18 protein-coding genes are annotated in these 19,177 nt (G+C 28.9%); 13 read left to right on the forward strand and 5 right to left on the reverse strand.

From position 1 onward, the window contains the following. The first annotated feature begins 139 nt into the window (after positions 1-139). The 8 genes from BTO18_RS11500 (at position 140) to BTO18_RS11535 (ending at position 7,954) form a co-directional block, all read left to right on the forward strand. A complete protein-coding gene (locus BTO18_RS11500; protein ID WP_105016359.1) occupies positions 140-2,890 on the forward strand; it encodes a TonB-dependent receptor in 2,751 nt (916 codons plus the stop codon). Between the two features lie 17 nt (positions 2,891-2,907). After that, entirely contained in the window at positions 2,908-4,332 is a 1,425-nt protein-coding gene (locus tag BTO18_RS11505; RefSeq protein ID WP_105016360.1) for a DUF5689 domain-containing protein, read from the forward strand. Positions 4,333-4,398: 66 nt separating this feature from the next. Next, positions 4,399-4,812: a methylmalonyl-CoA epimerase gene (gene mce, locus BTO18_RS11510; RefSeq protein ID WP_105016361.1), complete on the forward strand. Its 414-nt coding sequence runs from the start codon at positions 4,399-4,401 to the stop codon at positions 4,810-4,812. An 86-nt stretch (positions 4,813-4,898) separates the two neighbouring features. Beyond that, complete coding sequence (locus tag BTO18_RS11515; protein WP_105016362.1) at positions 4,899-5,777, forward strand: cell division protein FtsX; 879 nt, start codon at positions 4,899-4,901, stop codon at positions 5,775-5,777. Positions 5,778-5,780: 3 nt separating this feature from the next. Continuing rightward, positions 5,781-6,011, forward strand: coding sequence for a DUF3098 domain-containing protein (locus BTO18_RS11520; RefSeq protein WP_105016363.1), 231 nt, complete (start codon positions 5,781-5,783; stop codon positions 6,009-6,011). A 3-nt stretch (positions 6,012-6,014) separates the two neighbouring features. Beyond that, positions 6,015-6,809, forward strand: a complete 795-nt coding sequence (locus tag BTO18_RS11525) for an undecaprenyl-diphosphate phosphatase (RefSeq protein WP_105016364.1) — start codon at positions 6,015-6,017, stop codon at positions 6,807-6,809. Positions 6,810-6,841: 32 nt separating this feature from the next. Beyond that, entirely contained in the window at positions 6,842-7,531 is a 690-nt protein-coding gene (gene truB / locus BTO18_RS11530) for a tRNA pseudouridine(55) synthase TruB (protein WP_105016365.1), read from the forward strand. Between the two features lie 75 nt (positions 7,532-7,606). Further along, positions 7,607-7,954: a phage holin family protein gene (locus BTO18_RS11535; protein WP_105016366.1), complete on the forward strand. Its 348-nt coding sequence runs from the start codon at positions 7,607-7,609 to the stop codon at positions 7,952-7,954. On the opposite strand, the gene BTO18_RS11540 is transcribed toward BTO18_RS11535, so the two are convergent. After that, positions 7,947-8,903 carry an L-threonylcarbamoyladenylate synthase gene (locus tag BTO18_RS11540; RefSeq protein WP_105016367.1) on the reverse strand — a complete coding sequence of 319 codons (957 nt, stop codon included), beginning with the start codon at positions 8,901-8,903 and terminating at the stop codon, positions 7,947-7,949. The genes BTO18_RS11535 and BTO18_RS11540 overlap by 8 nt on opposite strands. Before the next feature lie 276 nt (positions 8,904-9,179). On the opposite strand from BTO18_RS11540, the gene BTO18_RS11545 reads away from it, so the two are divergent. Then, positions 9,180-9,896 carry a coiled-coil domain-containing protein gene (locus BTO18_RS11545; protein WP_105016368.1) on the forward strand — a complete coding sequence of 239 codons (717 nt, stop codon included), beginning with the start codon at positions 9,180-9,182 and terminating at the stop codon, positions 9,894-9,896. A 34-nt stretch (positions 9,897-9,930) separates the two neighbouring features. On the opposite strand, the gene BTO18_RS11550 is transcribed toward BTO18_RS11545, so the two are convergent. Both BTO18_RS11550 and BTO18_RS11555 read right to left on the reverse strand, forming a co-directional pair. Beyond that, positions 9,931-10,572 carry a hypothetical protein gene (locus BTO18_RS11550; protein WP_146106923.1) on the reverse strand — a complete coding sequence of 214 codons (642 nt, stop codon included), beginning with the start codon at positions 10,570-10,572 and terminating at the stop codon, positions 9,931-9,933. 88 nt (positions 10,573-10,660) lie between these two features. Beyond that, positions 10,661-11,038 (reverse strand): hypothetical protein, encoded by a 378-nt coding sequence (locus tag BTO18_RS11555; protein WP_105016370.1) that lies wholly within the window; start codon positions 11,036-11,038, stop codon positions 10,661-10,663. A gap of 70 nt (positions 11,039-11,108) precedes the next feature. Between BTO18_RS11555 and BTO18_RS11560 the strand changes: the two genes are divergently transcribed. Next, complete coding sequence (locus tag BTO18_RS11560; RefSeq protein WP_105016371.1) at positions 11,109-12,551, forward strand: KAP family P-loop NTPase fold protein; 1,443 nt, start codon at positions 11,109-11,111, stop codon at positions 12,549-12,551. On the opposite strand, the gene polA is transcribed toward BTO18_RS11560, so the two are convergent. After that, positions 12,548-15,400, reverse strand: coding sequence for a DNA polymerase I (polA, locus tag BTO18_RS11565; RefSeq protein ID WP_105016372.1), 2,853 nt, complete (start codon positions 15,398-15,400; stop codon positions 12,548-12,550). The two genes, BTO18_RS11560 and polA, sit on opposite strands and share 4 nt — an antisense overlap. Before the next feature lie 105 nt (positions 15,401-15,505). On the opposite strand from polA, the gene BTO18_RS11570 reads away from it, so the two are divergent. Further along, the gene (locus tag BTO18_RS11570; RefSeq protein WP_105016373.1) at positions 15,506-16,636 is read left to right on the forward strand and encodes a serine hydrolase domain-containing protein; all 1,131 of its coding nucleotides are present in this window, start codon (positions 15,506-15,508) and stop codon (positions 16,634-16,636) included. 1 nt (position 16,637) lies between these two features. On the opposite strand, the gene BTO18_RS11575 is transcribed toward BTO18_RS11570, so the two are convergent. Next, positions 16,638-17,468, reverse strand: a complete 831-nt coding sequence (locus tag BTO18_RS11575) for a sterol desaturase family protein (RefSeq protein ID WP_226789081.1) — start codon at positions 17,466-17,468, stop codon at positions 16,638-16,640. Between the two features lie 94 nt (positions 17,469-17,562). Between BTO18_RS11575 and BTO18_RS11580 the strand changes: the two genes are divergently transcribed. Together BTO18_RS11580 and BTO18_RS11585 are read left to right on the forward strand one after the other, a co-directional pair. Continuing rightward, the gene (locus BTO18_RS11580; protein ID WP_105016374.1) at positions 17,563-18,786 is read left to right on the forward strand and encodes a metallophosphoesterase; all 1,224 of its coding nucleotides are present in this window, start codon (positions 17,563-17,565) and stop codon (positions 18,784-18,786) included. Between the two features lie 84 nt (positions 18,787-18,870). Further along, positions 18,871-19,164 carry a thioredoxin family protein gene (locus BTO18_RS11585; RefSeq protein ID WP_105016375.1) on the forward strand — a complete coding sequence of 98 codons (294 nt, stop codon included), beginning with the start codon at positions 18,871-18,873 and terminating at the stop codon, positions 19,162-19,164. Positions 19,165-19,177: the final 13 nt, after the last annotated feature.

Consider the following 19,177-nt stretch of genomic DNA (forward strand, 5'->3'; position numbering starts at 1 on the left):
AAACGATTTATTTACAAACTTATAAAACAAAATGGATGCCAAAAATTATATAATGTTATTTTAACATTAGCGTTTGTTAAAATTTGTTAATTTTACAAGCATTTTTGCATGTAATTTACACAAATACAAACAAACATTTATGAGAAAATCTTTTCTATCAATATTAGTGTTTTTTTCCTTTGTTATGGGGATTAATGCACAAAATATTGTAAAAGGAATTGTTACAGATAGCGATTCTGAAAATCCTCTAGAGGGTGTTTTGGTTAGTATTGTAAATACACCAACAACCGAAACTACTGGTGCAAATGGTGTTTTTACAATAAAAAACATACCAAATGGTAGCTACATTTTAGAGATTAAACTTGTAGGTTACGAAACTCAAAATTTTCCTATCGACCTTTTTGGTAAAACCGTAGATTTAGGCACTATATTGCTTTACAAAGATTTTAGCGAAGATCAAGATTTAAGTTTAATTACCATTACTGATGACGAGTTAAATGATGATGCAAGTGCTGCAGACAATATTGCTGGTTTATTACAAGCGACTAGAGATATTTATTTAAGAACAGCGGCTTTTGAATTCAGTTCTTCATTTTTTAGAATTAAAGGTTTAGATTCTGGAAACGGAAAAGTTCTTATCAATGGAATTGAAATGAACAAACTTTTTGATGGTAGAGCACAATGGAGTAATTGGGGTGGCTTAAATGATGTATTACGAAATCAAGAGTTTAGTAATGGTTTAGCACCATCTAACTTTACTTTTGGTGGAGTATTAGGTTCTACTAATATAGATACAAGAGCCTCTCAACAGAGATCAGGTACAAGAATATCATATTCATCATCAAATAGAAGTTATGTACATAGAGTTATGGCTACTCACTCTACAGGAATGCTAGAAAGTGGTTGGGCTTTTACTTTTTCTGGAAGTAGAAGAGCAGGCTTAGAAGGCTTTAATGAAGGTACTTCTTATAATGCATACTCACTTTTTGCTTCAATAGAAAAGAAGTTGGGAGAGAATCATAGTATTAACTTAACATCAATTTTTACACCTAATAGAAGAGGTAAATCATCACCAAACACACAAGAGGTTTTTGATTTAAAAGGAATTGAGTACAATGATTACTGGGGGTATTTAAATGGAAGAAAAATAAACTCTAGAATTAAAGAAGTAGTTGAACCTATTATTATGTTAAATCATTATTGGGACATTTCAGAAAATACCTCTTTAAATACAAATGTTGGGTATCAATTTGGTAAAATTGGTAACAGTCGTATAGATTTTAATGGAGGTGCAAACCCAAGCCCTACATATTATCAATATTTACCAAGTTTTGAAGTTAGGAGAGGTGATTTAGCAGAAGCTTATTTATCTCAACAAAGATTTCAAAATGATGGACAATTAGACTGGAATAGAATTTTTGATGCAAATGTTACTAACGCAAGCAATAATGCAAATAATGCTTATGTTTTGTATGAAGATAGAAATGATGATAAGCAATTGAGTGTTAATACTATTCTTAATGCTGCTATAAATGATAATATTACATTAAATGCGAAACTAGAGTATAGAGCCCTACGTTCTCATAGTTTTGCTGAAGTTATCGATTTATTGGGTGGTAATGGATATTTAGATATTAATCCTTTTGCAGCTACACCAGATAAAAAGCAAAACAATTTACTGAATCCTAACAGAGTAGTTGGTGTAGGTGATACTTTCAGATATAATTTTAGATTAAATTCAGATGTAGTTGGTGCATTTACACAAGCACAATTTAAATACAATAAAGTTGATTTTTATGGAGCTTTAAATGTTTCAAAAACCACTCATCAAAGAGAAGGCTTATATCAAAATGGACGTTTTGAAAATAATTCATTAGGAAAATCAAAAAAATTAGATTTTACCAATTATGGTGTTAAAGCAGGTTTAACCTATAAAATTACAGGTCGTCATTTAATTGATTTCAATGCTGGTTACATGACTCAAGCACCAACAATTAGAAATTCGTTCTCAAATTCAAGAGAAAATAATGCAACTGTAGATAATCTACAAAGTGAGAAAGTTCTATCTACTGACTTAAGTTATATTATAAGAAGCCCAATAATTACATCAAGATTAACAGGGTATTATACAAATATTTCTGATGCAACTGAAATTTCTTTCTATTTTGCTGATGGTGTAGGAGGAGATAATACTGCCTTTGTACAAGAAATACTTTCAGGAATTGAGAGACAACATATTGGTTTAGAACTCGGTATTGAGGCTCAAATAACACCCACAATAAAGCTGAAAGGTGCAGCTTCTATAGGGCAATTTACATATGCAAACAATCCAAATTTATACTTAACTTCTGATGTTGCTGATAATGGTGGTTTTGATAGCGATTTTAGATCTAAAGATTATGTATCTAATTTAGAAAATTACAAGCTTGCTTCTGGTCCACAAAATGCATATTCAGTTGGTTTTGAATATAGAGATCCAGATTATTGGTGGATAGGAGCCACTACAAACTTCTTCTCTAATATTTATGTAGACGTAGCTCCTTTAAACAGATCTTCAAATTTCTTTGAAGACGCAGATGGCTTACCTTTTAACGATTATGATCCTGTTTTAGCAAGAGAATTGCTACAACAAGAAAAGTTTGATAATTACATGGTTGTGAATTTAATGGGAGGTAAATCATGGAGAATTGGTGATAAGTTTATTAGTGTTTTTGCAACAGTTAATAATTTATTTGGAGAAGAATACAAATCTGGTGGATTTGAACAAGGGAGAAATGCTAACTTTAGACAATTAAGAGATGATAAAGCGCTAGAAACTCCAGTATTTGGTAATAGATATTGGTATGGTAGAGGTGCTACATACTTTTTAAACGTAAACTTAAGATTTTAATAAAATAACAAATAGATATGAAAACAAATAAAATAATCATCTTATTACTAGCTTTTGTTACTAGTATTTCTTTTACATCTTGTGTAGATGATGCAGATTATTCTGTACCACAAACTTTAGGAGTTGAGGAAAATATAAAATTAAATAGCCTATTAGATAGTATCAACAATAACCTTTTAGAATTGAAATCTATAAGTGATGTAAAAGCTCTTTATATTTCTGGCAATGATCCTGTAAAAATTGCATCTAACATAGTGGTAAAAGGATATGTGGTTTCTTCTGATGCAAGTGGTAATTTTTTTAGAGAATTTTACATGCAAGACAAACCTAATAATCCTACTTCTGGAATAAAAGTAGCGCTAAATCTTAATGATATTTACAATAAATATAATTTTGGTAGAGAAGTTTATATAAGACTAAAAGGTATTTATGTAGGTGAAACAAACTCTGGAGATGGTGTTACAGCTATTGGAGGTAAAATTAAATTAACAGATACTAGAGAAATCGAAAGTATAACACTAAATCAGTCTGGAAATCATATTTTTCGTTCACAAAATACTGAAATAATAGTTCCAAAAATAGTTACTTTAGGAGGAATTGATAATGTTTCTAATATCGGAACTTATGTTAAAGTTGAAAATGCTTTCTTTTCTGGAGATGTTGAGGGTAAAGCATACATAGACCCAGCAGAAGATTTTGATACAAAAAGAAAAATTGAAACTTGTCAAGGTTTAGGTTTTGTAGATTCTTTTGTCGAAACTAGTTCCTTTGCAGATTTTGCTAATATTGCATTACCAGATGGTGGTGGGTCTTTAAACGGAATAGTAACTAGAGACTTTGGTGGAGATTTTACAGTATTGGTACTTAACTCTGCTGCTGATGTTGATATGAATGGAACAAAATGTACACCAGCACCTTTAGTAGATTTTCCAACAACACTTTTAGACGAAAATTTTGATACTACTTCAGGAAATATTAACATAAATGGATGGACAAACTACAGAGAAGCTGGTACTGAATCTTGGGAATCTTATTTTGATACTAATACAAGAAGTAGAGCTGCTAGAGTAGGTTCTTTTAGATCTGGTGATGCAAGCACCATCACTTGGTTAATTACAAATGATATTGATTTAGACAATACCACAGAAGAATATTTATCTTTTGAAACATCAACATCCTTTGCTGATGGTAGTGAATTAGAAGTTTTAATTTCTACAGATTGGGATGGTACAGAAGCTGGAGTTTCATCAGCTACTTGGGAAACTCTTCCTGCTAGAATCGCATCAAACAGTAGTAACTTTAGAGAATTCTTCTCATCAACATTTATTAATTTGTCAGATTATACAGGTTCAGTTTATATAGCATTTAAATATACTGGTAATGGTGATGAAGATTTTGATGGCACTTACGAATTAGATAATTTAGTAATTAACGCTAAATAAAATAGATAATTATATTTTAAGAACCAGTAAAGAAAATTCTTTACTGGTTTTTTCTATTTTTACATTATGGATAAAATAGAACATATTGGTATTGCTGTAAAAGATTTAGAAAAATCGAATCAACTATTTGCATTACTTTTTGGAGAAAAACATTATAAGATAGAAGAAGTTGCCTCTGAAGGCGTAAAAACTTCTTTTTTTAAAACTGGTTCTAACAAAATTGAACTGTTAGAAGCTACGAAACCAGAAAGTCCAATTGCTAAATTTATAGAAAAAAAAGGAGAGGGTATTCATCATATTGCATTCGCTGTAAATGATATTAAGGCCGAAATAAAAAGATTAGTAAAAGAAGGTTTTACAGTTTTGAATGAAACGCCTAAAAAAGGAGCTGATAACAAATTAGTTGCTTTTCTGCATCCTAAAACTACCAATGGAGTTTTAATTGAATTGTGCCAAGAAATTGACAACACAATTCAATAAAATTTCATTCGTTAAAATACTGTAAACTGTTACTGCCAACTGTTTACTAATTATTATCTTGCAACGATTAAAAGAAAACCAAAAAAATGTCATCAAAATTTGATTCATATCAAAAAAGGCGATTAGCTTCTTCTTACATATCTGTTGTAATTAGTATTGCTTTAGTACTTTTTATGGTAGGTATTTTAGGTTTGGTTCTTTTAAAATCGACTTTTGTAGCTAATAAAGTAAAAGAAAAAGTAGCGATTACACTTTTTTTAAAGGATAAAGTTTCTCAAAAACAAATAAAAACATTTAAGGAATCTCTTCAAAAAGAACCTTTTGCAAGAAAAATAATCTATACTAGTAAAAAACAAGCTGCAAAACGATATAGCAAAGAAATAGGTGAAGACTTTTTAGAATTTTTAGGAGAAAATCCACTTAAAAATGGAATAGATATTTACCTAAAAGCAGATTTTGTTACTCCAGAAAAACTAGAAGAATTAGAAACTAGGTTTTTAAAAAATGCTTTTGTAGCTGATGTTTCATATGATAAACCATTGATAAATCTACTGACAAAAAATATTAAAAGAATTAGTTTTTGGTTATTGGTATTAAGTAGCTTTTTTGGTTTAATATCAATAATATTAATCAACAGTTCTATACGATTATCGATCTATGCAAAACGTTTTAACATAAAAACTATGCAAATGGTTGGTGCTACTAAAAGTTTTATTAGAAAACCTTTTATTTTTAGAAGTATAAAATTAGGATTAATAGGAGCGTTAATAGCTCTGATTGGGTTAGCAGTAGTAATTTATTACACAGATAAATATATACCAAGCTTATATTTAATTACAGATTATATTACCTTAAGTTATTTAGCTGGAGGTGTAATTTTAGCTGCATTTTTAATCACCTGGTTAAGTACTTTTTTTGCTACACAACGCTTTTTAAATTTACAAACAGACCAACTTTATTACTAAAATATGGACAAGAATCAAGAATTTTTATTTGGGAAGAAAAATTACATCATTATGCTTATTGGCACCGTTTTTATTGCAGCTGGCTTTATTTTTATGGCAGGTGGTGGTAGTGATGATCCTACTATTTTTAATGAAGAAATTTACAATTGGCAACGTATTCGTTTAGCACCAACTTTGGTAATTATTGGCTTGGGTATCGAAATTTATGCTATTTTAGCCGACCCAAAAAAATAAGTTATGAGCGTAATAGAAGCCATTATTCTTGGTATTATTCAAGGATTAACAGAATTTTTACCTGTTTCTTCTAGTGGACATTTAGAACTTGCAAAAGTTATTTTAGGCGATACTTCTGTGCCCGAAGAAAGTTTAACTTTTACAGTAGTTCTACACTTTGCAACTGCATTAAGTACTTTAGTAATATTTAGAAAAGAAGTTGCTGAAATTTTTAAAGGATTATTCCAATTTAAATGGAATGATGAACTTAAATTTTCATTAAAAATAATCATATCCATGATTCCAGCAGTGATAGTGGGTTTACTTTTTGAAGAAGAATTAGAATCTTTTTTTGGAGGTAAAATTTTATTAGTTGGTGTAATGTTACTCCTTACTGCGTTGCTTTTATTGTTGGCTGATAAAGCAAAAAATACCAATAAAGAAGTTTCTTTTTCTAATTCTGTAATTATTGGTATTTCACAAGCAATAGCAATGTTACCAGGTATTTCTAGATCTGGAGCCACAATATCTACTTCAGTTTTATTAGGAATTGATAGAACTAGAGCTGCTCGTTTTTCTTTTTTAATGGTAGTTCCTTTAATTTTTGGAAAAATTGGAAAAGATATTTTAGGAGGTGATTTAAATTTTCAGTCATCAGAAATGATACCAATTTCAGCTGGTTTTATAGCTGCTTTTGTAGCAGGTTTACTAGCTTGCAAGTGGATGATAGCATTGGTTAAAAAGAGTAAATTGTCTTATTTTTCTATCTATTGTGCAGTTGTAGGTGCAATTGCTATTGGTTATGCTCTTTTGAGTTAGTTTAACAGATACAGAAACCAGGTCAGCATACAATGACAGAACAAGATTTTAAGAACGGGCAAGTTTTATTGATTGATAAACCATTGGAATGGACTTCTTTTCAGGCTGTAAATAAAATTCGTTGGCATATAAAACAACGTTTTAAAATCAAAAAAATTAAAGTTGGTCATGCAGGTACATTAGATCCGCTTGCAACTGGTTTGTTAATTATTTGCACAGGTAAACAAACTAAAAACATACATGAATATCAAGGTCAAAAAAAAGAATATACAGGCACTTTTACTATTGGTGCAACTACACCAAGTTATGATTTAGAAACAGAAATTAATGATACTTTTTCTATAGAACATATTACAGAAAACCTTCTAAAAGAAACGACAAAACAATTTATTGGAGATATTCAACAAAAACCACCCATTTTTTCTGCTATTAAGAAAGAAGGAAAACGCCTATATGAGCTTGCAAGAAAAGGAGAAACTACAGAAATTAAAGCAAGAACAGTAACAATTAATCAATTTGAAATTACCAATATCAATTTACCAAAAGTAGATTTTAGAGTTGTTTGTTCTAAAGGAACTTATATTAGGTCTTTAGCTTATGACTTTGGTAGAGCTTTGAATTCTGGTGCACATCTATCAGCTTTAAGAAGAACCAAAATTGGCAACTTTTCTGTTAAAAATGCACTTTCTATTGAAGAGTTTATTAATGAACTGAATACATAAACTATTAGTATTCTGCCAAAAAAGCAGTTTTCTTATTTGGTATAATTTTGGCTGTACATTACTAAAATTATAGAAATGAAAGTATTTTTTAAAATATTATTAACGGCTTTAGCTGTAGTCGTTTTAGCTAGTATATTACCAGGTGTGTATGTTACAGGTTATGGATCTGCTGTGCTTGTAGCTATTGTTATTGCCCTTTTAAATATGTTTGTAAGACCTCTTTTAGTATTTTTTACTTTGCCAGCAACTATTGTAACTTTAGGTCTTTTCCTCTTTGTAATCAATGCAATTATAATACTACTAGCAGATAGTTTAGTTGATGGTTTTGCAGTAAATGGTTTTTTAGCAGCATTCTTTTTTAGTATTCTACTATCAGTATTTAGATCTTTTTTATTCTCACTTTTGAAAGAAAAAACTAACTAGATGCTCTAGAAAGACGATCGTTTATCGATTTTCCTAAACCTATGTCTGGTAGTTTTTCAGTAATAATAATATCTAAATCTAGTTGATCTAGCTCATGCAATGCATTATATAATTTTGAGGTAGCTTCTTTTAAATCTTTATTAGTTGACAAGATAATTTCTTTAGTTATATCATCATTTTTAAAAGAATTATAAAATGATAAAACACCAATTTTTTTATTAGGATGATTTTTAATTTCACTCTTTATATCTTGAGTTAAAACAGTTAGTGTATTAGGTGAGTAATGTTTTTTTAACATACCTGGTGCATCAGGATTTTGCTCTTTTTTATTTTTCAATACAACCTTGCCAACAACAGTTTCTATATCTTCAATAGCCAAAGCACCTAGTCTATAAATAATAGGTTCATCATTTTCAAAACCTATAATTGTAGATTCAATTCCATTTCTGCAAGCACCACCATCTAAAATCATTTTTATATCATTCTTAAAATACTGTTCTACATGATCTGGTTTTGTAGGGCTAATACTATTAAAAGGATTTGCACTTGGTGCAGCCAAAGGAAAATCCAACTGATTTAACAACTCTAAAGTAACTGGATGATTTGGAATACGAACTGCAACAGTATCTTTACCTGCTGTTATTACATCTGGAATACTATCTCTTTTTGGTAAAACCAAAGTCATTGAGCCTGGCCAAAAATGTTGTGCTAAAGTTTTTGCTTTTTCAGGAATATAAGAAACCACATTTTCTAAATATTCTAGATTAGGAATATGAACTATTAGTGGGTTAAAAAATGGTCTTTTTTTAGTTGTAAAAATACTTTGAATTGCTTTTTCACTAAAAATGTTTCCTGCCAAACCATATACAGTTTCAGTTGGTATAGCAACCAATTCTTCGTTGTTGAGAATAGCAACTGCTTTTTTTATATCTTTAGAAATAATGCTCATAATTCTGGAGTAAAATTACACATAATAACACATACATTAAACCAGAAGTAAAACAATTATTTTTCTATAATAAGTTAGGCTATTTACCACTTCACTTTCAATGTATTAAAATTACTATTTGTATCTGTTAAATCTGTGTAAAAAGTATTTAATATTAATTCATAATACTTTTCAAACAACAAATTTATAACATATTATTTGAGTCAATATTGCTTTTATATGCGTTAAGCAACAATTTAATTCAATTGTAGATTTGTACCAATTAAAACTAATATTATGAAAACAATGAAAATGACAAATGTAAAATTATTAGCCACAGTATTACTTTCTGCAAGTATTTTAACTTCATGTAAAAATGATAAAAAACAAATAGCAGATAACTCTTCTGATATTGAAGTTGTAAACGAGAACAGCGCAACTGAAAATACTAAATCTACAAAAAAGTATGATGAGAGGATAAAAAAAAGGACTTATAAAATGAAAGATGGTAAATATATTTCTTACAATCTAAACCAAAGAGGAATTGCTGGTTTTGAGGAATGGAAAGATTTTACCGTAATTAATGCTGAATTAACTAATCTAAATTTATCAAAATCTATTGATACAAAAAATGATTCTGAAACAACCTCTGAAAAAAGAATTAGAAATCTGAATTACAGAATTGCCAATCTTAAAAATACCATTCCTACTTGGTTAAGAACTGAAGAAGTTTTAGAAGATGTAGCAGATGTTCAGAAAGAATATTTAGAACTAATTAGTGAAAGCAATAGTTCTGAAAAAGAAATGAAAGAAAATCTGGAAGAGCTTAATGAAAAATTTGATGATTTAAGAGAAGAATTAGATGAAACAATTAACAGGTATATAAAAATTCATGAAGATGCCATTGAAGAATTTAATGAAGAATTAGACGATGGAGATATTGAAGATGCTATAGAAGAGTATAATGAAGAAATTAAAGAACTAGATAAAATTGTTAAGAAAAATAATAGCTAGAACTTACTTTAAATACTAATAAAAAAGACAGATATTAATCTGTCTTTTTTTTGTATTCAAAAAAATCAAATAAGACATAATTTTCTTTAGTTGGTGGTTTATCACCCATAAAAAATAAATTTTCTAAACTACAATGAGCTTTAAATTTAATGTTACTTTTTACTTCGGTTTGCAATTCTTTTATTAAAGTATCATTGATAAACCATTTTACAAAATAGAAACCATCAACATCTAGTAGTTGCATGGTAAAATTATGATATTCTTCCATTTTTACCCAAAAATGACTCGAATTTGAAGGCGAAAATTGAGAAACACAAAATACAATAGCTTCATCATCTTTTAAGTTTATTTTTTCTCTATCTGCTTTTTTACCTGAACCAATTTCAAAATCGAACTCAAACTCTTCTTTTTCATTATGATATAAAAAAGCACCAATACTTACTTGTTCATATAATTTGAACTCTGGTATAAAAATACGCCAAGTATAACTACCTGTTGTAAAGGTGTTTTTACTTCTAACTTTTACTCTATCTTCTGTATTTGGTCTTGTTTTAATTTTTAAATGATTATTTTCTAATTGATGTAAAGCAGGACTTTTCCAAGAATTATCAATCCAGTTTTTTTGAAAAGTTTCTGGGTCGTTAAAGTTTTCTGTAAAAGCCATTTTTTGTTTCATAAATAAACGATTTGAACCACAATTTGTAAAAAGTAACGTTAATATTAAAAAAGATACTTTTTTAAAGTTTGGGTTCATTTATTAAAGATTAACTAGCACTTGGGCAAAACAATAAATCAGTAGGGTTATCTATATCATATAAATATTGATGACTTCTGGTTTCCTTTTTGCAAAAAGGTTCTATCAGTTTTATCACATTTTCAAAACCTTGTAAAGTTAAAATACAGAAAAACGTTTGATTGTCTTTGGTTAAAATGCCTTCATCTGTTTTAAATAAACCTAAAATTAAATTACAATTTACAGGTTCTATAAAATCAACTTGAGATAAATCTAATTTTTGTTTTTTAAGGATAACAATTTCTATCAATAAGTCTCTAAACTTGATAGCTTCTACCATATCAAAATTATACAAAAGTACCAAGTTTTCTTGAAGTTCGTTGTAGTTGTCTATATAATCTAGTTTCATTTATTAGAGAATGATTTTATTTTGATAAAAATAAGTATTCTATTTTCAGTAACTTTACTAAAAAAAGAAAATGTCAAAATTGCTACCAAATTTACCAATTGAAGATTTAACACCTGAAAATGATTATATAGGAATCATTGAAAAAGGAACTCTTCTAAAATCATTCTTCTTAAATAACAAACACGAGTTTTCTCAAATTAAAATTTTCTCTATTTATGGTGAATGGGGAAGTGGAAAAAGTACCTTAATGAAATATTTACAAAAAGAGCTACAAGGTTCTTTTAATACTTTTTTCTTTGAATCTTGGGAGTTTGAAAGTGATGAAAATTTATCACTTTCTCTTTTAGAGAATTTGGTAAATAAAAATAAATCAAAATATAAAAAAGTTAAAGAAGAACTTTTAGAAACTGGAGGTAAGCTTTTAGAAGGTTTTGCGAGATCTGTAACTATTAAAACTCCTGGTCTTAATATCAGTGGAGATAAATTAATAAAAACAGTTAAAGAAGAGAAAGAACCGACTTTTTTAGAATTGAAAGAAAAATTTAGAAAAGATTTTAGAAATTGGGAAAAGGAAATCACAACAAAAGATAAATCTCCAGATTATAATATTGTTTTTATAGATGATTTAGACAGATGTGAACCTGAAAATATTTTAAACCTTCTTTCTGCAATGAAACTGTTCTTCACTTATGGAAAGAAAACAATTTTCCTATGTGGTATAGATAAAAAAGCAATAAGAGAAGCTGTAAAAACTAAATATGGAGAAATTGTAAAAGCAAATGAATATTTAGAAAAGATTTTTGATATTTCTTTTTCAATGCCTAAAAATGTAGATACAACTAAATTAGTCAATCTTTATTTTGACGATAATGTACGATTAGGAGATAAAAAGTTAGGCGATTTAATAAGTGATTTTTTTGATAAACTTCAATTTAAAAACCCTAGAAGGATTAAGAAAGTTTTAAATAAATATTTGATTATTAAAAAACTAAAAGAGTCTATTGTTTCTAGAAATATAATTTTACCAAACATAAAGAATAATGATTCAGGAACTCTATTTGAAACTTATTTAACTTTATATTTATTAATTCTTAAGGAGTTTGAACCTGATATTTATTTTAATTTATACAATCTTTCTTTGAAAAAAACTAATTACAGAAATAGTCTTAATAATAATTATAAAAGTGAAAATGAATTAAGTGGAGCAATAACTTCTACACTTGATTACTTTGATTATGATTTTTTATATTTAGACTTCTCTGATTATGATTTTTCTAGAAATGCTTTTATAAAGTTGTTAATTTACTTTAGCCCTATAGAAGTTGATGTATTGAGAGGTTATTGTTTTAATTCAAAAGATAGCTTTATAAAATCATTCAATGTTAAAAATAAAACTACTGAATATTATTTTATTCTTTTTCTATTTGATATTCAAATTTTAGTTAAAAATGAATTAAGACAACAAGACTATTCTATTAATGACTACAAAAAAATGATTACAAACCTAATCTAATGCGCTTCTAACCAATTATAACCAATTCCCATTTCTACGTCTAAAGGAACAATCATTTTAAAAGCATTTTCCATTTCATATTTTATGATTGGTTTTATAGTTTCTAATTCGTCTTTGTACGCATCAAAAACCAATTCATCATGCACCTGTAATAACATTTTAGACTTGAAGTTTTCTTTTTCAAAACGGTTGTGAATGTTAATCATTGCAAGTTTAATAATATCTGCTGCAGACCCTTGTATAGGTGCATTTACAGCATTTCTTTCTGCTCCAGATCTTACCATCGCATTTCGAGAATTAATGTCTTTTAAGTATCTACGTCTGTCTAAAACCGTTTCTACATAACCATGTTCTCTTGCAAAATCTACTTGAGCAGACATATAAGCTTTTAGTTTAGGATATGTTTCATAATACGTATCAATCAATTCTTTAGCTTCACTTCTAGATAAGTTGGTTTGGTTACTCAATCCAAAAGCAGAAACTCCATAAATAATACCAAAATTAACAGTTTTAGCATTGCTTCTTTGTTCACGAGTTACTTCATCCAAATGAACATTAAAAACTTTTGCAGCAGTTGAAGCGTGAATATCTTCGCCGTTTTTAAAGGCATTTATCATGGTTTCTTCTTCACTTAAAGCAGCAATAATTCGCAATTCAATTTGACTGTAATCTGCAGCTAACAATACATAATCGTTGTTTCTAGGCACAAACGCTTTTCGCACTTCACGACCTCTTTCTGTTCTGATTGGAATATTTTGTAAATTCGGATTGTTAGAACTCAATCTACCAGTTGCAGCCACAGCTTGTGCATACACTGTATGAATTCTGCCTGTTTTTGGATTGATTTCATTAGGTAACGCATCTACATAGGTACTTTGTAATTTTTTATACTGACGATATTCCAAAACATCTTGAATTATTTTATGGTCTTTTGCCAAATATGATAAAATATCTTCTCCTGTTTTATATTGACCCGTTTTTGTCTTTTTTGGTTTTTTTACCAATTCCAATTTTTCAAACAGTACAATTCCCAATTGTTTTGGAGAACCAATATTAAATTCTTCTCCTGCTTGTTCGTAAATACTTTTTTCTAATCTGTTGATATCATTAGTTAAGGCAACAGACAATTCACTTAAAAATTCAGTGTTGATATTGATACCCTCAATTTCCATCGCTGTTAAAACAGAAACTAAAGGCAATTCAACTTCATTAAATAGTTTGGTAACGTTTCCACTTTCTAATTCTGATGTAAAATGTTGTTTTAATTGCAGAGTAATATCAGCATCTTCCACTGCATACTCTGTTTGGTCAGCAATAGGTACAACTCGCATAGAAAGCTGATTTTTTCCTTTTTTACCAATCAATTCTGTAATAGAAACAGGCTGATAATTCAAGTAGGTTTCCGCCAAAACATCCATATTGTGCCTCATATCTGGATTGATGAGGTAATGAGCAATCATCGTATCAAATAGTTTTCCTTTTACAGGCATATTATAATTAGACAATACTTTAATGTCATACTTTAAATTATGTCCAATTTTCTCAATATCAGATTCGAAAAAGGGTCTGAATTCTTCTAAAATTACTTTGGTTTCTTCTTGATCTTCTGGAAAAGAAACATAATATCCTTTTCCAACTTCGTAAGAAAATGCAATTCCTATTAATTCTACTTCTAATGCTTTTAAACCAGTAGTTTCTGTGTCAAAACAAACAGAAGTTTGTTGCATCAACTTTTGAATCAATAATTTTCTTGAGAAAGGAGAATCAATATGTTGATAAAAATGATTGGTGCTTGTAATAGTTTTAAAACCAGAAGCTACTTCTTCTTTGGTTATACTCCCAGTGCCTGGTGCTGCAAATAAATCGAATTGGCCATCTGTATTTGAAGTTGACTTTTTGGGAGATTTTTGAGATTGTTTCGTTTCACTTGTAATGACAGTTGTATCTGAAGTTTGTGTTGAGGTTTCAGTAGCAAAAGTTCGTAAGAAATTGGTCAATAAATTTCTAAACTCTAAATCATTAAAAATTTCAGTAACTTTTTCTTTATTGGGTTCATCTAACGTAAAATCGGTAGCATCAAAAGTTACTGGAACATCCAACATTATGGTTGCTAATTTTTTAGAAAGCAAACCTAATTCTCCATTTGCTTCTACTTTCTCTTTCATTTTCCCTTTCAACTGATCTGTATTTGCCAACAAACCTTCCATAGAACCAAATTGTGCTAAAAACTTTTTGGCGGTTTTTTCTCCTACTCCAGGTAAGCCAGGTATATTATCAGAAGAATCGCCCATCATTCCTAAAAAATCAATGACTTGTAGAGGGTTTGTAACTCCAAATTTTTCTTGTACTTCAGGAACTCCCCAAATATCATAACCACCTCCAAAACGTGGTTTGTACATAAAAATATTTTCGGAAACAAGTTGCGCAAAATCCTTATCTGGAGTTACCATAAACGTTTTGTAGCCTTCTTTTTCTGCCTGTTTAGAAAGTGTACCAATTACATCATCTGCCTCAAAACCTTCTTTTACCATTATTGGAATGTGCATGGCTTTTAAAATCTCATAAATGTAAGGTATAGCAAGTCTAATTGCTTCTGGAGTTTCATCTCTGTTAGCTTTATAAGCTTCGAATAGTTCTACTCTATCTGTACTGCCTCCTTTGTCAAAACAAACTGCTAAATGATCAGGTCTTTCACGTTTAATAACATCTAATAATGAGTTCATAAAACCCATAATTGCAGAAGTATCTAGTCCTTTAGAATTGATTCTTGGGTTCTTTATAAATGCGTAATATCCACGAAAAATTAATGCATACGCATCAACTAAAAAAAGTCTTTTTTGATCTGCCATTTTTCCTTTTTTGATGAAGATATAAAGCTACAAAATAATATGATGATTATATAAATTTGTAACAATTATTAGGTTAAGTTTACTAATATTAAAAACTATAAAAAAATGAATTTATCTTTTAAAATTTTAATAGGATTTTTTGTTGTTGCTTTATTGTTGATAGCTAGTGCATTTGTTTACATAAAGAAAAGTTCTAGTATTGATGATTTAGTTGTTAATGAAACTGACTCAATAAATAAAAAAATAGTATTAGCAAAGCTGTGGTTAAACAAACTACAAAAAGATAAGAAATTTAATGGTGCTGTTTTATTAATAAAAAATGATAAAGTTATATTAAAAGAAACGTATGGGTTTACAGATAATACCAAAAAAATAGCACTTACAAATAATTCCTCTTTTAGATTAGCATCAGTATCTAAACAGTTTACTGCTGCAGGTATTATGCTACTTAAAGAGCAAGGAAAATTAAATTTTGATGATAGCATTACCAAATATTTACCTCAATTAAGTTATAATACTGTTACCATTAGAAATTTATTAAATCATACTTCTGGAGTGCCTGATATTTATATGAATTTTGAAAGTAAATATAAAAAAGAGATTGATAAATTTTTAAGCATTTCTAAAATGGTTGATTTACTTGCTAAAGAAAATAAACCGTTAACAAGCAAACCAAATGAAAAATACAGATATAACAATACTGGCTATGTTTTGTTAGCTGCTATTGTTGAAAGTATTTCTAAAAAATCATTTGAAGATTTTATGCAAGAAGAATTGTTTAGTAAGCTAAAAATGAAAAATACCAGAGTTTGGAATTTAGCTTCTAAAGATTCCACTTTTAAAAATAAAACATCTTCTTTTGAATATATACTTGGTAAACCTTATCCTTTAGAACCATCAATTTTAGATGGTGTTGCTGGTGATGGAGGAGTCTTTTCTAGCATTAATGATTTTGTAATTTGGAATCAATTTTGGCATCAAAATGAATTTTTATCAAAAGAAACCATGCATGAAGCTTTTAAAGAACCCATTTTAAATGATGATTCAATATCTGATTACGGTTTTGGATGGATAATAACTAAAAACAAAGCAATGTGGCATAATGGATCTTGGCTGGGTGCAAGAACTATGATTATTAGAAATCCTCAATTAAAAAATTGTCTGGTAATTTTAGATAATTCATCTTCTAAAAATATTGATAAAATTGCAGAAAAACTTGTTCAAGTTTTTAAATAAATTACGCTTTATATTCAGCAGATTTTAATCCTTTTTGAAAAGGAGCTTTTAACTGATATATTAAATCTTCAGATTTTTCTGCATCCAAAATATCTACTCCATAAACAATGTCTTTGGTGTCTTTATATACAAATGTTCCAAAAATACGATCCCAAAAAGAAAAGATGTTTCCAAAATTAGTATCTGTCCAAGGCATTACATGATGATGATGAAACTTGTGTGTATTGGGTGAAATAAACACATAACTTATCGCTTTGTCTAGTTTAGTTGGCAAGCTTATATCTGCATGTGAAAAATAAGTAAAAAGCACTGTTAAAATGCGGTACATTAAATAATAAGAAACTGGCAACCCAGCAATTAATACACCAATTAATGCAAAAGTTTCTCTAAAAATAAAATCAATTGGGTGATGTCTTGTACCAGAAGTAACATCTACGTGAGTATCACTATGATGTACTGTGTGAAACTTCCACATAAAAGGAACTTTATGAAGCAGATAATGCACCACATATTGTGATGTAAAATCTAAAATCATAATTGCAAGAATAATTTCAACCCAAACTGGCAAATCTACCATATTTAATAGTCCAAAATTATTGGCATCAATCCAAAGAAAAACACCAACAGTAAGTACCCCAAAAACAACATTAATAATCATCGTTGATAACAATAATGCTAGGTTTGTTTTAGCATGTTTCCATTTATTATATTGATGTTTCTTTAAAGGATATACTCCTTCTAATACCCAAAAAAGAGATAAGCAACCTACAATCCAGATTAGTTTTTGAACACTTGTTAAATTCTCGAAAAAAGTAATTATCGAATCTATCATTTTATAAAAATTAGCATTCTAAAATACAAAAACTTTAACAAGTTGTTAAAATGCATTGTTTTTTTAACACTTACCTTTGTTATTTACATCTTTTATGACGCGTTTAATTATCTTCATTATCATCTTATTAGTTTTAGGTACACTTTTAGAATACTATACTTTTCAAGCTTTAAAAACCATTTCAAAACATAAGTTTTTGCCTTTTGGTTTTCTTTTTGCTAGTATAGCTGTATATACTAATTTTATAATCACTGCATTGACTTACGATAGAAGCAATGGACAAACCCCACAGTTTCAAATGGCAATGGGTTTATTACTTACTTTTTTAATTCCAAAACTATTTATAGTCATTTTACTTTTTGGGGAAGATATTTATAGATGGATTGTAAAAGCAATTTCTGCTATTTCAAGCCAAGAAACTCAACCTTTAGCAGGTAGAAGAAAATTTATCAGTCAATTGGCTTTGGGTATTGCAGCCATTCCTTTTGTATCCTTTATTTATGGCATTATTCAAGGAAAATACAATTATAAAGTCATTAAATATCAACTTTCTTTTGATGATTTACCAGAAGCTTTCGATGGTTACACTATCACTCAAATTTCTGATATTCATTCTGGAAGTTTTACCAACAAAGAAAAAATACAATATGGTGTTGATTTAATAAATGAACAAAAATCGGATTTACTATTATTTACAGGAGATATTGTAAATAATAAGGCTGATGAGATGGATAATTGGATTGATGTTTTTGCAAAACTAGAGGCTAAAGAAGGTAAATATGCTATTTTAGGTAATCATGATTATGGTGATTATATGCAGTGGAAAAAGCCAGAAGATAAAGTAGACAATTTTGAGAAAGTAAAAGGAATTCATAAAAAAATTGGTTTTGATTTACTATTAGATGAACATCGATATTTGGAAAAAGATGGACAAAAAATTGCCTTGCTTGGAGTTGAAAACTGGGGAAAAGGATTTAACCAAGCAGGAGATTTAGCAAAAGCCTCTGCAAATGTGAATAAAGAAGATTTTAAAATTTTGATGAGTCATGATCCAAGTCATTGGGAGCATAAAGTAAAAAAAGATGATTTTAACTATCATCTTACCTTAAGTGGTCATACACATGGTTTACAAATGGGTATTGAAATACCTGGTTTTTTTAGATTTAGTCCATCTCAATTTGTTTATAAACAATGGGCTGGATTATACCAAGAATATGGAAGATACATTAATGTAAATAGAGGTTTTGGATATCATGCGTTTCCTGGAAGAGTTGGTATTTGGCCAGAAATTACTGTCATAGAATTGAAAAAAGCCTGATAATCAGCTTATTCAATAAGATTTATTATATTTGTGATGCAAAAGATAAATGTTCTGCATTTTAGCATTTCTAATACTTAAATTATGACAAAGTTTGGAGAATTAATTAGCGTTGATAAACCAGTATTAATCGATTTTTATACAGATTGGGATCAAGTTGATACTAGTGTTGGTACATTAAGAGATGTTGCTGCAGCTTTAGGTGATAGAGCTAAAGTAATTAAGATTGATATTAAGAAAAATGAAACTCTTGCAGATGCTTTACGTGTAAAAGGCAACCCTACTTTTATGATTTATAAAAATGGAGAAATGAAATGGCGTCAAACAGGATATCATGATGCAAATACCTTGATTGATTTGGTACAGAAGTACTTTTAATCAATTTTATACC

This window comes from Polaribacter porphyrae, from assembly GCF_002954685.1.
GTDB lineage: Bacteria > Bacteroidota > Bacteroidia > Flavobacteriales > Flavobacteriaceae > Polaribacter > Polaribacter porphyrae.

Coding starts and splice junctions, on each gene's coding strand:
- BTO18_RS11500 (WP_105016359.1), top strand. CDS start 140: ATGAGAAAATCTTTTCTATCAATATTAGTGTTTTTTTCCTTTGTTATG.
- BTO18_RS11575 (WP_226789081.1), bottom strand. CDS start 17,468: ATGATAGATTCGATAATTACTTTTTTCGAGAATTTAACAAGTGTTCAA.
- mce (WP_105016361.1), top strand. CDS start 4,399: ATGGATAAAATAGAACATATTGGTATTGCTGTAAAAGATTTAGAAAAA.
- BTO18_RS11580 (WP_105016374.1), top strand. CDS start 17,563: ATGACGCGTTTAATTATCTTCATTATCATCTTATTAGTTTTAGGTACA.
- BTO18_RS11525 (WP_105016364.1), top strand. CDS start 6,015: ATGAGCGTAATAGAAGCCATTATTCTTGGTATTATTCAAGGATTAACA.
- truB (WP_105016365.1), top strand. CDS start 6,842: ATGACAGAACAAGATTTTAAGAACGGGCAAGTTTTATTGATTGATAAA.
- polA (WP_105016372.1), bottom strand. CDS start 15,400: ATGGCAGATCAAAAAAGACTTTTTTTAGTTGATGCGTATGCATTAATT.
- BTO18_RS11550 (WP_146106923.1), bottom strand. CDS start 10,572: ATGAAACAAAAAATGGCTTTTACAGAAAACTTTAACGACCCAGAAACT.
- BTO18_RS11535 (WP_105016366.1), top strand. CDS start 7,607: ATGAAAGTATTTTTTAAAATATTATTAACGGCTTTAGCTGTAGTCGTT.
- BTO18_RS11515 (WP_105016362.1), top strand. CDS start 4,899: ATGTCATCAAAATTTGATTCATATCAAAAAAGGCGATTAGCTTCTTCT.
- BTO18_RS11560 (WP_105016371.1), top strand. CDS start 11,109: ATGTCAAAATTGCTACCAAATTTACCAATTGAAGATTTAACACCTGAA.
- BTO18_RS11585 (WP_105016375.1), top strand. CDS start 18,871: ATGACAAAGTTTGGAGAATTAATTAGCGTTGATAAACCAGTATTAATC.
- BTO18_RS11570 (WP_105016373.1), top strand. CDS start 15,506: ATGAATTTATCTTTTAAAATTTTAATAGGATTTTTTGTTGTTGCTTTA.
- BTO18_RS11505 (WP_105016360.1), top strand. CDS start 2,908: ATGAAAACAAATAAAATAATCATCTTATTACTAGCTTTTGTTACTAGT.
- BTO18_RS11545 (WP_105016368.1), top strand. CDS start 9,180: ATGAAAACAATGAAAATGACAAATGTAAAATTATTAGCCACAGTATTA.
- BTO18_RS11520 (WP_105016363.1), top strand. CDS start 5,781: ATGGACAAGAATCAAGAATTTTTATTTGGGAAGAAAAATTACATCATT.
- BTO18_RS11555 (WP_105016370.1), bottom strand. CDS start 11,038: ATGAAACTAGATTATATAGACAACTACAACGAACTTCAAGAAAACTTG.
- BTO18_RS11540 (WP_105016367.1), bottom strand. CDS start 8,903: ATGAGCATTATTTCTAAAGATATAAAAAAAGCAGTTGCTATTCTCAAC.